Origin of the sequence: Streptomyces sp. CA-142005 (genome assembly GCF_050942335.1) — a bacterium.
GTDB lineage: Bacteria > Actinomycetota > Actinomycetes > Streptomycetales > Streptomycetaceae > Streptomyces.
The window spans coordinates 5,790,737-5,805,221 of record NZ_CP192078.1; the positions used below are offsets into that span (position 1 = coordinate 5,790,737).

Sequence of the window (14,485 nt, forward strand, 5' to 3'; positions counted from 1 at the left end):
CTATGGTGGAGGCAGTGGTCGAGGAACGACACACGGGGGACCGACGGGGGACAGGACGATGGGTGCGACGGGCGGGATCAGCGAGATGCCACAGGTGACCGAGGGGCCGGGCGCGGCCGACAGTGAGGCGCTGGCCACCCTGCACCGGGTCTTCGGGTACGAGGCCTTCCGGGGCGAACAGGCAGCGATCATCGAGCATGTGGTGGCGGGCGGCGACGCCGTCGTCCTCATGCCCACCGGCGGTGGAAAGTCGCTGTGCTACCAGATCCCGGCCCTGGTCAGACCGGGTACGGGCGTGGTGATCTCGCCGCTGATCGCTCTCATGCAGGACCAGGTGGACGCCCTGCGTGCCCTGGGCGTGCGCGCCGGCTTCATCAACTCCACGCAGGACTTCGACGAGCGGCGCGTGGTCGAGGCCGAGTTCCTGGCCGGCGAGCTCGACCTGCTGTACCTGGCGCCGGAGCGGCTGCGCCTGGAGGGCACCCTGGACCTGCTCTCCCGAGGCAAGATCTCCGTCTTCGCGATCGACGAAGCGCACTGCGTGTCCCAGTGGGGTCACGACTTCCGCCCCGACTACCTCACCCTGTCCCTCCTCGGCGAGCGCTGGCCGGACGTCCCGCGCATCGCCCTCACCGCCACGGCCACCCACGCCACCCACCAGGAGCTCACCCAGCGGCTGAACCTGCCGACGGCCCGCCACTTCGTCGCCAGCTTCGACCGGCCCAACATCCAGTACCGGATCGTGCCCAAGGCCGACCCCAGGAAGCAGCTGCTCGCCTTCCTTCGCGAGGAGCACGCGGGCGACGCCGGCATCGTGTACTGCCTGTCGCGCAACTCGGTGGAGCGGACGGCGGAGTTCCTGACCGCCAACGGCATCACGGCGGTGCCGTACCACGCGGGACTGGACGCGGGCATGCGCGCCGCCCATCAAGCACGTTTCCTGCGGGAGGACGGCCTGGTCGTGGTGGCGACCATCGCCTTCGGCATGGGCATCGACAAGCCGGACGTACGGTTCGTCGCCCACCTGGACCTGCCCAAGTCGATCGAGGGCTACTACCAGGAGACCGGCCGCGCGGGCCGCGACGGACTGCCGTCCACGGCCTGGATGGCGTACGGACTGAACGACGTCATACAGCAGCGCAAGCTGATCCAGTCCGGCGAGGGCGACGAGGCGTTCCGCCGCCGGGCCACCGCCCACCTCGACTCCATGCTCGCGCTGTGCGAGACGGCCCGGTGCCGCCGCGGCCAGCTGCTCGCCTACTTCGGCCAGGACCCCGACGCGGAGGCCTGCGGCAACTGCGACACCTGCCTCACCCCGCCGGAGACCTGGGACGGCACGATCGCCGCGCAGAAGGTGCTGTCGACGGTGGTACGGCTGCAGCGGGAGCGGGGGCAGAAGTTCGGCGCCGTGCAGATCGTCGACATCCTGCTCGGCAAGCGCACCGGCAAGGTGATCCAGTTCGACCACGACCAGCTGTCCGTCTTCGGCATCGGACAGGACCTCACCGAGGCCGAGTGGCGGGGCGTCATCCGGCAGCTGCTGGCCCAGGGGCTGCTCGCGGTCGAGGGGGAGTACGGCACTCTGGTGCTCACCGAGGCGAGCGGTACCGTGCTGCGGAGAGAGCGGGAGGTGCCGCTGCGCAAGGAGCCGAAGAGGCCCGCCGTCTCCCGGTCCCGGTCGGCCGGCGCCTCCGGCGGCGACCGCAAGGCCAAGGCCGCCGCGGCCGAGCTGCCCGACGAACTCCTCCCCGCCTTCGAGGCGCTGCGTGCCTGGCGCGCCGAACAGGCCCGCGAGCAGGGCGTGCCAGCGTACGTCATCTTCCATGACGCCACCCTGCGGGAGATCGTCAGCCGCAGGCCCGGTTCGGTGCGAGAGCTCGGCACGGTGAGCGGCGTCGGCGAGAAGAAGCTGGTGACGTACGGGGAGGGCGTGCTGGCCGTGCTGGCCGCTTTGGACGCCCCGGCCCCGACCGCGGGTGATGCTCAGGCCGCCGACTGGCCGGAGCCGGACGAGGAGCCGGAGCCGGACGACTGGATATAGCCCCCTGTCCGTCCGTCCGGACGCGGCGGCCGTCACAGCCCCCGAGCCGCGTACGCCCTGACGTCCGCGTCGGTGTCGGCCGTGGCCGTGGCGAGGGCCGCGCGGGCCTCCTCCGTGGCCCGGTGCCGGGTCAGGGCCAGCACCGCCGCCTTGCGGACGTCGGCGTTGGGGTCGGCCAGCGCCTTGGCCAGGGCGGGGACGGCGGCCTCGGCGGACGCGGCCGACAGTGCGGTGGCGGCGCCGGAGCGGACCTGCCAGACCGGGTCGGACAGCGCGGCGACGGCGCGGTGGGCGAGTGGGTCCGGGCAGCCGGTGTCGGCCAGAGCGGCGAGCGCGGCGCCACGCACCAGGGGATCGCTGTCCCCGATGAGCCGGTCCAGGGCGGTGGTGAGCAGCGCCCGGTCGGCTGCGGTCAGGGACGCCGAGCCGACGGAGGCCAGAGCCTTGGCCACGGTGACCCGGACCTCACGGGACGGATCGTTCGCAGCAGCAGTCAGCGGCCCGACCGCGTCGACGGAGACGAGGGCCCGTACGGCCTCGGTGCGCACAGCGGTGTCGGGGTCGTCCAGCCCCGCCGCGAACACCCCGGCCTCGCCGAGCCGCAGGGCGCGCAGCACATCGAGGGCGGCGGCGCGGACCACCGGGTCGAGCGAGGTGAGGGCGCCGGTGAGAGCGGTGCCCAGGGCGGGTTCGGGCGACAGGGTCTCGACCAGCTCGCGCAGTGAGGCAGCGGCGGCCGCCCGGACCTCGGCGTCGGGATCGGACAAGGCGCCGGCCAGAGCCTGCCCGGTGCCGGGCGGCACCGTCTCGGTGAGCATCGAGACGGCCGTCTGACGGACGGCGAGGTCTGGGTCGGCCAAGTAGGGCTCAAGTACGGCGAGTTCTGGTTCCGTCTCGGCCAGCGCCAGCAGCTCGAGGAGCCGGGGTGAGGCGGTGCCCGCCACGTCGGCGCGGTCGGCGGAGGCGGTGACACGAGCGGACGTCGGTCCTGCGGCGACCCGAGCCACCTCGCGCGGCCCGGCCGTGGCCACGTCCTCGGGACGGACCTCGCCGAGCCGGCGTGAGGGACCGCCGGCCGGCGCGAACTCCTCGACCGGGACCAGATACGGAGCCACGGGACGAGCCGTGAACTCCATCGCACCAGAGGGGGACTTGTGCAGATCGAGGTGGTGGAACCAGGACACGTCGTCGCGGCCCGGGTGGTCGAGACGGTCGTGGTAGAGGCCCCAGCGGGACTCGGTGCGGGCGAGCGAGGCGCGAGCGGCCATCTCGGCGCAGTCACGGATGAAGCCGACCTCGGCGCAGCGCATCAACTCGTGCGGGCTACGGGCGCCCATGGCGGCGATGTCGGTGCGCATCCGCTCGAAGGCCTCCAGGGCGAGGGAGAGCCGGGCCCCGGACTTCGGCGGTGCCACGTAGTCGTTCACGAAGCGGCGCAGCTTGTACTCGACCTGGGGCTGCGGCGGACCGTCCGGGTTGCGCAGCGGGCGGTAGATCAGCTCATGCGCCTCGCGCACCTGGTCGGCGGGAAGCTCCCCCTCGTACGCGGTGTACTGGGCGGCGTCCGCGCCCGCGAGGTCGCCGAAGACGAAGGCGCCGATCATGTAGTTGTGCGGCACGCAGGCGAGGTCGCCGGCGGCGTAGAGGCGGGGCACGGTCGTACGGGCGTGGTCGTCGACGCGGACGCCGGAGGCGGAGTGGCCGCCGCACAGGCCGATCTCGGAGATGTGCATCTCGACGTCGTGGGTGCGGTAGTCGTGCCCGCGCCCGGAGTGGAAGGTGCCCCGGGTGGGCCGCTCGGTGGAGTGCAGGATCGACTCCAGCGCGGAGATCGACTCCTCCGGGAGGTGGCTGAGCTTGAGGTAGACCGGGCCGTGGTTGCCGGCGACCTCGGCGGCGAACTCGGCCATCATCTGTCCCGACCAGTAGTCGGAGTCGACGAAACGCTCGCCGTGCCGGTTGACCTGGTAGCCGCCGAAGGGGTTGGCGACGTAGGCGCAGGCCGGGCCGTTGTAGTCCTTGATCAGAGGGTTGATCTGGAAGCACTCGATACCGGTCAGCTCGGCGCCCGCGTGGTAGGCCATGGCGTACCCGTCACCGGCGTTGGTGGGGTTCTCGTAGGTGCCGTACAGGTAGCCGGAGGCGGGCAGGCCGAGCCGGCCGCAGGCGCCGGTGGCGAGGATGACGGCGCCCGCGCGGACGGTGACGAAGGCGCCGGTGCGGGTGTGGAAGCCGGCGGCGCCCACGACCCGCCCCTCGGCGGTCAGGACCCGAACCGGCATCACCCGGTTCTCGATCCGGATCCGCTCCCGCATCTCGCGCCGCCTGAGCTGCCGGTACAGGACCTTTTTGACGTCCTTGCCCTCTGGCATGGGCAGTACGTACGAGCCGGAGCGATGCACCTGGCGCACCGCGTACTCACCGTGCTCGTCCTTCTCGAACTTGACGCCGTACGACTCCAGCCGCTGCACCATGGCGAAACCGCGGGTGGCGGTCTGGCGGACGGTGGACTGGTCGACGATGCCGTCGTTGGCGCGGGTGATCTCGGCGACGTAGTCGTCGGGGTCGGCGCGGCCGGGGATGACCGCGTTGTTGACGCCGTCCATGCCCATGGCGAGCGCGCCGGAGTGGCGGACGTGGGCCTTCTCCAGCAGCAGCACGCTCGCGCCGTGCTCGGCGGCGGTCAGGGCGGCCATGGTGCCGGCGGTGCCGCCGCCGATGACGAGGACGTCGCAAGTCAGCTCCTCGGCGTCGGGGGTGGCGGGAATCTCCGGGTGAGTGGTGGCGAGGGTGGTCACCGGGGTGCCTTTCAGGAGCCGAGCGAGGTGAGGACGTCGCGGCGCAGGGCCACGCGGGCCGGGTCGTCCACGGCCCCGCGGTCGCGAGGCCCGGACACGTCCCGTACGGCGGCCACCCGGCCGGAGCCGAGCACGGCCACGCGGTCGCCGAGGAAGAGGGCCTCGTCGACGTCGTGCGTGACGAAGACGACGGTCGCACCCGTGCCGCGCAACACCTCCACCAGCAGGTCCTGCATGCCGGAGCGGGTCTGGGCGTCAAGGGCGCCGAAGGGCTCGTCCATGAGGACGGCTCGCGGGCTGTCGGCCAGCGCACGGGCCAACTGGGCACGCTGGCGCTGCCCACCGGACACCCGGTGCGGCAACTGCCCCGCATGCGCGCTGAGTCCGACGCGGCCGAGCCAGGACTCGGCACGGGAACGGCGTTCGGAGCGCGGTACACCGCTGATGGCGAGCGGCAGTTCGACGTTCCCGCGCAAGGTGCGCCATGGCAGCAGCGCGTCCTCCTGGAAGACCAGCGCACGGTCGGCCGACGGCCCCGTCAGCGGGACACCGTCCACTTCTGCCGCGCCGCCCAGCGGAGGCAACAATCCGGCGAGGGTGCGCAGCAGCGTGGACTTGCCGCAGCCGGACGGGCCGACGACGGTGAGGATCTCGCCGGGTGAGACGTCCAGGTCGACGTCGTACAGCACCGGTGCGTCCGGGTGGCCGAGCACGGCGGCCCGGAAGGTGAGCCGGGTGCCGCGTACGGCACGCGATACCGGCGCGACGGGAGAGGTGACGGTCTCAGACGAGGTGCTCATCGCGGGCCTCCTCGGTGTCCTTCTGGCCTTGCTGCTCGGGCTGGGCCTGGTGCTTGGAATCGCTGTCGGCACGGACGGGCGCGGCGACAGGCCGGGGCGCGCGGGTGCGGCCACCGGGGACGTACGAGGTGCGGGGCAGCCAGCGGGTCAGGCGCCGGCCGAGGAGTTCCACGGCCGTGGAGGTGACCCAGCCGAGAACGCCGATCGTGACCATGCCGACGAAGACTCCCGGGTAGTTCACCACCGTGTAGTCCTGCCAGGTGCGGTAGCCGACCCCGTACTGGCCGGAGATCATCTCGGCGGAGATCACGCAGATCCACGACACGCCGATGCCGACCGACAGCCCGCCGAAGATGCCGGGCAGCGCGCCCGGCAGTACGACCGAACCGAGGATCCGCAGTCGCCCGCCACCCATGGTGCGCACCGCCTCTTCCCAGACGGGGGTCAGCGCGCGGACCGCGTGCCGAGTGGAGACCAGCACGGGGAAGAAGGCGGCGGTGCAGGTGATGAAGACGATGCCCTGCTCATCGGACGGGAAGAGCAGGATCGCGACCGGGACGAGCGCGATCGCCGGGACCGGGCGGATCACCTCCAGGACCGGGCCGAGCAGATCCTCGGCGAGGCGCGAACGGGCCACGAGCACGCCCGTCGCCACGCCCAGGACGGCCGCCAGGGCAAAGCCGGTCAGGATCCGGGTGAGGCTGTCGGTGAGGTCGGTCCAGAAGTCGCCTCCGGAGAGCCGGCCGGTGAAGGCGCGGGCCACGTCAGTGACCGTCGGGAACTGCGAGAAGCGCAGCCACAGGTCGACGTTGAGGCTGGTCAGCAGCTGCCACAGCCCGAGGAAGGCGGCCAGGGAGGCCGTCCGCAGCGCATACCGGGCGAGGGGCAGCCGGGTCATGAGGCCCGCTCCAGAGCCACGTGGTACGACACCGTACGTGCGCCGCCGTGGGCGGCGATGTAGGCCTGGGCGGTCGCCGGTGTGACGAAGGGCAGCAACTGGTTGCCGTCGGCCACCCAGACAGCCTTGTCGGCGAACCAGAGGGTGCCGGTGGTGGCGTCGGGCACGTAGGCGGCGCGGATGGCGCCTTGGTGTCCGCCCACATAAACCAGCAGCTCCTTCGCGGACTTGAAGGAGACCGTCTTGTCGCTGCCCTTGGGCCACACCTCGCTCGCGGCCGGTGCGGGCGTAGCGATGAGCCGCCTGGCGTAGGAGGCACCAAGGGCCTTCTTGACGTACTGGTCGTCGACGAAGGAGTCCACGTCGATGTCGCCGGTCAGCTTGGCGGCCTTCAGCACGGACACGTCCTGCTTCAGCGCGGAGACGAGCTGCGGCTTGACGGCCGGGTCGAAGGTGGCGATGCCGTGGGCGCCGTTGTACAGATAGACGACCTCGGCGGGCAGACCGGTGGCCTTCGCGACCTTTTCTGCGGCAGCGACGGGGTGCGCGTTGAGGTAGTCCGTCGCCTTCGCTTGGGCCTTGAGGAAGGCCTCCAGAACGGCCGGGTGCTGTTTGGCGAAGTCCTCGCGGGCGGTGACGCCATGGAAGGTGGGCAGATTCAGCTGCGCGCCGTCGTACAGGGCCTTCGCCTTGCCCTGGTAGGCGAGCAGGCCCGGCCAGGCGACGAACTGCGACAGCGCGTCCACGCCACCGGAGGAGAGCGCCGAGGCGCCGACGGCAGGCTGCTGGTTGAGTTTCGAGATGCCCTTGTCAGTGTCGATGCCAGCGCGTTGCAGGGCCCGTACGAGGGTGCCGTCTGCGGCGGAGCCGACGCTCGTGGAGACCTTCTTGCCCTTGAGGTCCTGCAGGGAGGTGAGTTTCGAGCCGGGCGCGGTGACGACGGTGTTGAGACCACCGCGCAGGTTGTAACCGGTCACCGAGACCAGGCGGGTGGGGCGGCCGAGCTGCTTGCCGCGGGCGGCGTTGAGCAGCAGCGGGAAGTCGCCCATCGAGCCGATGTCCACCTTGCCGGCGGTCATCTGGGCGGTGATCGGCGCGCCGGTGGCGTAGTCCTGCCAGTCGACCTTGTAGGTGTGGCCGTCGTGCAGGGAGTTGAGCTGCTTCTCGAAGGAGCCGAGGGAGCGCAGCAGGGTGCCCGCGGTGACGGTGTTGATGGTCCTGGACTGATAGCCGACGGTCACGGTGACCGTGGAGCCGCTGCCCGCCTCGGTGCTGCCGCCACAGGCTGACAGGGGGAGGAGCAGCGCGGCGGTGGATGCGGCGACTGCCGTTCGCTTCATGGTGGTTGTCCCTCTCACCGGAGCAGGTAGGGCATGTTGACGGTGACGGCCCCGGTGGGGCAGCGGGCCGCACAGGGGCCGCAGTACCAGCACTCGTCGACGTGCATGTACGCCTTGCCGTTGGTCTCGTCGATGGCGAGGGAGTCCAGCGGGCACATGTCCACGCAGAGGGTGCAGCCGTCGATGCACTTCGACTCGTCGATGGTCACGGGCACGTCGGCCCGCTGGGGCACCAAGGGCATGGCTGTCTCCAGGAAACGTGCAGGCAGGGATGGTGGAAGGGGGTCTACGACCGGTGGAGCAGGCCGCTCATGGTGATCCGGTCGCCGCGGAAGCGGATGAACTCCAGGTCGACGGGACGGCCGTCGGCGAGGTGGGTGAGGCGTTCCAGCATCAGTACGGCGGCGCCGCGGGGGGCCTGGAGCACGGCGGCGGAATGGGTGTCCGCGTTCACCGCTTCCAGAGTGATCTCGGCCTGGCCGAGGCGCTGGCCGGTGATGGCTTCCAGGAGGCGGAAGACATCGGTGTTCTCCAGGTCGGCACCGAGCAGGGCGGTGCCGATGTCGAGCGGGATGTAGGTGAGGTCGAGGGAGAGGGGCAGGCCGTTCAGGCGGCGCAGACGCTCGATGTAGAGGACATCGGCGCCGGCGGGGACGTGGAGGCGGTCGGCCACCGGGGCGGGTGCGGGGGCGGGGCCCATGGTGCGGACCTCGTTCGTGACGCGGCCGTGTTCGCGGAGGGTTTCCGCGAGGCCCATGAGGCGGTCGAGCCCGTGCGGGTATTTCCGGGCGACGACCACGGTGCCGACGCCGGGCAGTCGTTCCACCAGGCCCTCGGCCCTGAGCAGGTCCAGGGCCTGGCGGACGGTGTTGCGGGAGGCTCGGTAGTCGGCCGCGAGGGTCGACTCGTGGGGGAGGGGGCCGTTCTGGAAGGCACCGGTGAGGATCTGGCGGCGCAGCAGATCGGCGAGCTGCCTGGCCCGGTCCGCGCGCAGCCGACGACGCGCGCGGTGGGCGGCGACGGTGGTCGCAGCGCCCTGACCGGCGTTGTCCCGGAGGCGGTCGGTGGGTGGCATGGCTGGAACCATACCGATGCGGTAGGGAAAGTCGTGTTGCCGAAGTGTTGCGCCAGGTGAGGGGGCGTCGGGTACGCCGCTGAGCTGCGGGTTTTCCTCTCCGGACGGGAACATCCGCCACCCGGCGGAACCGGGTCGGCACACGGCCGTCAGGACAGTGCCGTCAGTCCCGGCGCGAACGTGATCAGCAGCGGAAGCAGCGGCACCAGGGCGGCCACCGTCGTCGTCAGGGCACGGTGCCGGCGCAGCAGCCGTGGTGGCGGTTCCAGCAGGCGGTCCACGCGTTCGCCGAGGAGGCGGCGGCTGGAGTCGCAGGACAGGACACCCCGGTGCTGGTTCAGCTCGATCAGCGCGAGGGCCGTGGTGAGGTGGCCGCAGCGCCGGGACGCCGTGTCGTCGGCGGCCAGCTCGACCAGGCGGTGCGTCTGATCGCAGAAGTGGGCGAACAGCGGCACGCGCGGGAAGCCCGTGGCGAGCGCGGTGGACAGGTGCAGCAGCCAGTCGTGGTGGGCACGCGCGTGCCCGCGCTCGTGGGTGAGGACCGCGTCCAGCTGGTGGTCGGTGAGCCGGTGGAGCGCGCCCGTGGTGACGACCAGCTGCGGCGGGTGTCCGGGCATCCACCAGGCGTCCGGGTACTCGTCCTCGAGCACCAGCATCGGCCCGCGTGCCGCCGGCAGTCCGGCCGGGAGGTCGGGGGCGCGCTCCCGCAGCTGGGCGCGGGCCTGGCCACGGGTGCGGCGGGCCTCGACGAGTTCCCGCGCCAGCATCGCCGTCGTCCAGGCGGCCCCGCAGGCCAGTAGCACGGTGAGGACGGCGGCCCACACCGGCGCGGAGGAGAGGTCGTAGGCGGCGGTGACGGAGGGCGGCGCGGGGGCGAACACGCGGTCGCGGACGGTGTGGAAGACGGCCGCCGCGCCCAGGACCAGTGCGGCCAGGCAGCACAGCAGGACGGTGGCGACCAGGCACTGCCACACCCACAGTGCGACCACGGGTTCCCGCTCGGGCCAGGCGGCACGGGTCAGCGCGCGCGGCGCCGGCAGGGCGGCCGTGAGGGCGACGACGCTCAGCAGGAGCAGGCAGACGGTCATGCCGGGGCTCCGGTTCCTGGTCGGAGAGTTGTGCGGCTGCGGGTGGTGCGGGGCGAGGCGCCGAGGGCGCCTCGCGTGGTGCGTGTCCGCCCAGTATGACGGTGCGGGGCGGCGAGAGGCAGATCTCGGCGGCGATCGGTCCCGCGGTTGCGGCCGTCCGCTCTCCCTCGCGTCCGGCTTGCCCGGCTTGCGGAGCGGAAGCCCTACGGCTCCCGCTCCCGAAAGGCCTGCCGCACCGCCTCCAGCACGTCATCCGCTCCGAGCCCAGGGCCATTGTCCAGACCGTGAAGCTCCCAGTGCCGCCGGTGAGTTCACGCCTACGATGGCCGCGGGCGCCAGGGGCGGCGCGGCCACGCGCGTGCCCGCCCCCGCCGGCCCCGGCGGACTCGTCTCAATCTCTTGCTACAAGGTGGCCCGTCACCCCGTCACCACACGCCCGCTGACCTCCCCCAGCCCCACCCTGCGTCCGTCCGCGCCGGGTGCCCAGGCCGACAGGGTCACCACGTCCCCGTCCTCCAGGAAGGTCCGCTTGCCGTCCGGGAGTTCGAGAGGGTCGCGGCCGTTCCAGGTCAGCTCCAGCAGGGAGCCGCGCTGGCGCTCCTCGGGGCCGCTGACCGTGCCCGAGCCGTACAGGTCGCCGGTGCGCAGGGAGGCGCCGTTCACCGTCATGTGGGCGAGCTGCTGGGCGGCGGTCCAGTACATGGTCGAAAAGGGCGGCTCGGAGACCACGTGGCCGTTGATGGCGACGGAGATTCGCAGGTCGTAGCCGCCGGGCTCGATGCCGGGTGCCGAGTCGTCCAGGTAGGGCAGCAGCGGGTGTGTGCGCTCCGGGGGCGCCACGCGCGCGTGCTCCAGCGCTTCCAGCGGGGTGATCCACGCCGACACCGAGGTCGCAAAGGACTTGCCGAGGAAGGGGCCGAGGGGGACGTACTCCCAGGCCTGGATGTCCCGCGCGGACCAGTCGTTCAGCAGGCACAGCCCGAAGACGTGGTCGCGGAAGTCGCCGAGCGCGACCGGCCGGCCCAGCTCGGTCGGCACGCCCACGACGAAGCCGACCTCGGCCTCGATGTCCAGCCGGATCGACGGGCCGAAGACGGGGGCCGGGTCGGCCGGGGCCTTGCGCTGCCCGGACGGCCGTACGACGTCCGTGCCGGAGACGACGACCGTGCCGGAGCGGCCGTGGTAACCGATCGGCAGATGCTTCCAGTTGGGGGTGAGCGAGTCCTCGGCGTCCGGGCGGAAGATCCGGCCGACGTTCCGGGCGTGGTTCTCCGAGGCGTAGAAGTCGACGTAGTCCGCCACCTCGAGGGGCAGGTGCAGGGTCACCTCGGACAGGGGGTGGAACAGCGGCTCGACCGTCTCGTGGTGCGCGGGGTCCGTGACCCAGGCCGTGACGGCGCGCCGTACGTCCGTCCAGACCGGGCGGCCCGCGGCCAGCAGCGCGTTGAGGGTGGGCCGTGCGAGCAGCGCGTGGTGCGGCGAGCCGAGGGCGGCGGCCGCGGCGCCCGCGTCGAGGACCTGGTCCCCGAGCCGGACGCCGACCCTCCGCTCCGTGCTGCCGGAGGGCGAGAACACGCCATAGGGAAGGTTGTGCGGGCCGAAGGGGTCGCCCTCGGGGACGTCGAAGGGGGGCATGGGGTGCTGCCTCACTCTCATCCAGGCCGTGCATGGCGCTCGTTCCATGTGATCGCGCCACACGTTACGGCCGTGATGCGTGTCTTGGGCAGAGCCTGCTGCGGCACCCGCCACGGTGTCCGAAAGATGTGTGTCGCGGGGCCTTCGAAAGGTTGCTCGCACCCTGTCTAAAGAGTTCGCAATGTCCGAATAAGCCTTGTCGGAGTCGGCAATTCCGGCTTAGCGTCCTTTGGGGACACGGACGGGGTGGGTCCGTTCCATTGGGGGGACACGTGGGGGGACCCGTGGCCGGAGACACCGTCGGTCTGCCGTTCGAGCTGGACCGGGACGTTCCAGGGCTGATCGTCAAGTTCGGCGACTATCCGCTGCACCACGGCGGCGTCGGCGCGATCCGCAGCCTGGGCCGGCTCGGCGTTCCCATGTACGCCATCACCGAGGACGCGTACACGCCCGCGGCCTCCTCCCGCTACCTGAAGAAGGCCTTCGTGTGGCCGACGACCGGTGCGGAGGACCCGGACCGGCTGGTCGAGGGCCTGCTGCGCATCGGCCGCCGCATCGGGCGCCCCGCCGTTCTCGTCCCGACCGACGAGGAGGCCGCCGTACTGATCGCCGAGCACCAGGACGATCTGGCCGGTTCCTTTCTCTTCCCGCGCGTCGACCCCGCGCTGCCGCGCCGGCTCGCCAGCAAGCAGGGCCTGTACGAACTGTGCGTGGAGCACGGCATCGCGAGCCCCGCGTCGGCGTTCCCGGAGTCGTACGGGGACATCGTCGCCTTCGCCGACACGGCCCGCTTCCCGGTGGTGGCCAAGAACCGCGAGGCGTTCGTCCGGCGCAGACGGCCCGCCGTCAACGGCACCACACGGATCGCCACCCGCGAGGGGCTGCTCACCCTCGCGCGTGACTGGAGCGCGCGGCCGGGCGTGATCCTCCAGGAGTACCTGCCGCGCGAGGAGGCCGAGGACTGGATCGTGCACGCCTGCTTCGACCAGGACTCCAGCCCGCTCGCGCTGTTCACCGGCGTCAAGGTCCGCTCATGGCCGCCGCACGCCGGGATGACGGCCAACGCCTACGTCGTCGACAACCCGGAACTCACCGACCTCGCCGCGCGTTTCATCAAACAGATCGGCTACAGCGGCATCATCGACCTCGACCTGCGCTTCGACCGGCGCGACGGACAGTACAAGCTCCTCGACTTCAACCCGCGCATGGGCGCCCAGTTCCGGCTGTTCGAGAACGAGTCGGGAGTGGACGTCGTACGCGCGATGCACCTGAACCTGACCGGCCGCCCCGTTCCGGAAGGGGAACAGCGCGCCGGCCACCGCTACATCGTGGAGAACATCGACCTCCCCGCCCTCCTCGCCTACCGCCGCAGCGGCTACACGACGCCGCACGCGCCGGCGAAGGCGAGCGGGACGGAGCTGGCCTGGCTCGCGGGTGACGACCCGCTGCCGTTCCTCACGATGCTCGCCCGCTTCGTGCGCCCGGGCGCGAAGCACCTCTATCAGCTGTGGCGGACCAACCGCCGCGGCAGCGGCACCTCCACGAAGTAGGCAAAGCCACGCCAAAAGTGGCGCACCATGTCCTGGGGAGGGACTTCGTGACTCGACCGGTTGCAGTCATCGGGGCCGGGCCGTTCGGCCTGTCCACCGCCGCCCATCTGCGGGCGCGCGGTATCCCCGTCCGCGTCTTCGGCGACCCCATGGTCAGCTGGCGCGACCACATGCCCGAGGGCATGCTCCTGAAGTCCACGCCCGCCGCCTCGAACCTCGACTGCCCGCAGCCCGGCCACACCCTCGCCGACTACTGCGACGCGGCCGGGATCCGCCGCCTGGTGACCGACGAGGACGTCATCCCGGTGGAGACGTTCATCGCGTACGGCGAGTGGTTCCAGCACAAGCTCGTCCCCGATCTGGAGCGGGTGCGGGTCGTCTCCGTGGACCGCGACAAGAGCGGCGGCTTCGAGCTGAAGCTGGACTCGGGGGAGATGTTCACCGCGCGCGCGGTCGTCGTCGCCACCGGCCTGTCGGGCCTGGCGCACCTGCCGGCGGAGTTCGCGGGAGCCGCGGCCGACGGACCGGCGCCCACCGGTCCGGTCTCGCACAGCTCCCAGCACCACGACCTGAGCCGTTTCGCCGGCAAGGAACTGATCGTCGTCGGCGCCGGCCAGTCCGCGCTGGAGACGGCGGCGCTCGCCGCCGAGGCGGGGGCACGCGTGCGTGTCGTCGCACGCGGCCGCGGCAGGGTCGCCTTCGGCGCGCCGCCCTGGAAGCAGCCAAAGCTGCGTCCCGAGTCCCCGTTCGGCCGCGCCTGGTCGCTGTGGGCCTTCAGCTACTACCCGCACCCCTACCGCTATCTGCCCGAGGCCACCCGACACTTCCTGGTCCGCCGGGTCCTCGGACCGCTCGGCGCCTGGTGGCTGCGCGAGCGCTTCGAGAGCGCGGTGCAGGTGCAGGACGTGGAGCGGGTCGTGAGCGCGGAGGCACGGGACGGCAGCCCCGTTCTCACCGTCCGCACCCACGGCGGGCACACCGAGCGGCTCGCAGCGGACCACGTCATCGCCGCCACCGGCTACCGCGTCGACATCGCGGCGATGGACTTCCTCGGCCACGAGCTGCGTACCCGGCTCGCGGTGAGCCGCGGCACGCCGAAGCTCGGCCCCGGGTACGTCTCGTCCGTTCCCGGCCTGTATTTCACCGGCCTGCCGGCGGCGTCGTCGTACGGCCCGGTGATGCGCTTCGTCTGCGGCACGGAGTTCGCCTCGCCGCGCCTGACGAAACACCTGGCGTCGGCCCACGGCTGAAGCCGCCGAC

11 protein-coding genes are annotated in these 14,485 nt (G+C 71.9%); 3 read left to right on the forward strand and 8 right to left on the reverse strand.

The genetic code is table 11. The features are described from left to right. Positions 1–58: 58 nt before the first annotated feature. Positions 59–2,041 (forward strand): DNA helicase RecQ, encoded by a 1,983-nt coding sequence (gene recQ, locus ACQPXS_RS27155; RefSeq protein ID WP_433451872.1) that lies wholly within the window; start codon positions 59–61, stop codon positions 2,039–2,041. Between the two features lie 32 nt (positions 2,042–2,073). Here recQ and ACQPXS_RS27160 read toward each other — a convergent pair whose 3' ends face one another. The 8 genes from ACQPXS_RS27160 to fahA form a co-directional block, all read right to left on the reverse strand. Beyond that, positions 2,074–4,839, reverse strand: a complete 2,766-nt coding sequence (locus ACQPXS_RS27160; protein WP_433451873.1) for a fumarate reductase/succinate dehydrogenase flavoprotein subunit — start codon at positions 4,837–4,839, stop codon at positions 2,074–2,076. Between the two features lie 11 nt (positions 4,840–4,850). Continuing rightward, positions 4,851–5,639 (reverse strand): ABC transporter ATP-binding protein, encoded by a 789-nt coding sequence (locus ACQPXS_RS27165; protein ID WP_433451875.1) that lies wholly within the window; start codon positions 5,637–5,639, stop codon positions 4,851–4,853. After that, the gene (locus ACQPXS_RS27170; RefSeq protein ID WP_433451876.1) at positions 5,623–6,537 is read right to left on the reverse strand and encodes an ABC transporter permease; all 915 of its coding nucleotides are present in this window, start codon (positions 6,535–6,537) and stop codon (positions 5,623–5,625) included. Before ACQPXS_RS27170 ends, ACQPXS_RS27165 begins: the two co-directional genes overlap by 17 nt. Beyond that, on the reverse strand, positions 6,534–7,877 hold the full coding sequence (locus tag ACQPXS_RS27175; RefSeq protein WP_433451878.1) for an ABC transporter substrate-binding protein: 1,344 nt from the start codon (positions 7,875–7,877) through the stop codon (positions 6,534–6,536). Before ACQPXS_RS27175 ends, ACQPXS_RS27170 begins: the two co-directional genes overlap by 4 nt. A gap of 14 nt (positions 7,878–7,891) precedes the next feature. After that, entirely contained in the window at positions 7,892–8,119 is a 228-nt protein-coding gene (locus tag ACQPXS_RS27180) for a 4Fe-4S dicluster domain-containing protein (RefSeq protein ID WP_351802318.1), read from the reverse strand. Between the two features lie 44 nt (positions 8,120–8,163). After that, positions 8,164–8,952, reverse strand: coding sequence for a GntR family transcriptional regulator (locus ACQPXS_RS27185; RefSeq protein ID WP_351802316.1), 789 nt, complete (start codon positions 8,950–8,952; stop codon positions 8,164–8,166). Positions 8,953–9,101: 149 nt separating this feature from the next. Next, positions 9,102–10,040, reverse strand: coding sequence for a M56 family metallopeptidase (locus ACQPXS_RS27190; protein WP_351802314.1), 939 nt, complete (start codon positions 10,038–10,040; stop codon positions 9,102–9,104). A gap of 417 nt (positions 10,041–10,457) precedes the next feature. Next, the gene (gene fahA, locus ACQPXS_RS27195; RefSeq protein ID WP_433451879.1) at positions 10,458–11,675 is read right to left on the reverse strand and encodes a fumarylacetoacetase; all 1,218 of its coding nucleotides are present in this window, start codon (positions 11,673–11,675) and stop codon (positions 10,458–10,460) included. 305 nt (positions 11,676–11,980) lie between these two features. Between fahA and ACQPXS_RS27200 the strand changes: the two genes are divergently transcribed. Continuing rightward, complete coding sequence (locus ACQPXS_RS27200) at positions 11,981–13,225, forward strand: ATP-grasp domain-containing protein (RefSeq protein WP_433455962.1); 1,245 nt, start codon at positions 11,981–11,983, stop codon at positions 13,223–13,225. Positions 13,226–13,272: 47 nt separating this feature from the next. Continuing rightward, positions 13,273–14,475: an FAD-dependent oxidoreductase gene (locus ACQPXS_RS27205; protein WP_433451880.1), complete on the forward strand. Its 1,203-nt coding sequence runs from the start codon at positions 13,273–13,275 to the stop codon at positions 14,473–14,475. Positions 14,476–14,485: the final 10 nt, after the last annotated feature.

Excerpts from the sequence above, each read along its gene's own strand:
- recQ (WP_433451872.1), top strand. The coding sequence starts at position 59 with ATGGGTGCGACGGGCGGGATCAGCGAGATGCCACAGGTGACCGAGGGG.
- ACQPXS_RS27165 (WP_433451875.1), bottom strand. The coding sequence starts at position 5,639 with ATGAGCACCTCGTCTGAGACCGTCACCTCTCCCGTCGCGCCGGTATCG.
- ACQPXS_RS27170 (WP_433451876.1), bottom strand. The coding sequence starts at position 6,537 with ATGACCCGGCTGCCCCTCGCCCGGTATGCGCTGCGGACGGCCTCCCTG.
- ACQPXS_RS27175 (WP_433451878.1), bottom strand. The coding sequence starts at position 7,877 with ATGAAGCGAACGGCAGTCGCCGCATCCACCGCCGCGCTGCTCCTCCCC.
- ACQPXS_RS27180 (WP_351802318.1), bottom strand. The coding sequence starts at position 8,119 with ATGCCCTTGGTGCCCCAGCGGGCCGACGTGCCCGTGACCATCGACGAG.
- ACQPXS_RS27185 (WP_351802316.1), bottom strand. The coding sequence starts at position 8,952 with ATGCCACCCACCGACCGCCTCCGGGACAACGCCGGTCAGGGCGCTGCG.
- ACQPXS_RS27190 (WP_351802314.1), bottom strand. The coding sequence starts at position 10,040 with ATGACCGTCTGCCTGCTCCTGCTGAGCGTCGTCGCCCTCACGGCCGCC.
- fahA (WP_433451879.1), bottom strand. The coding sequence starts at position 11,675 with ATGCCCCCCTTCGACGTCCCCGAGGGCGACCCCTTCGGCCCGCACAAC.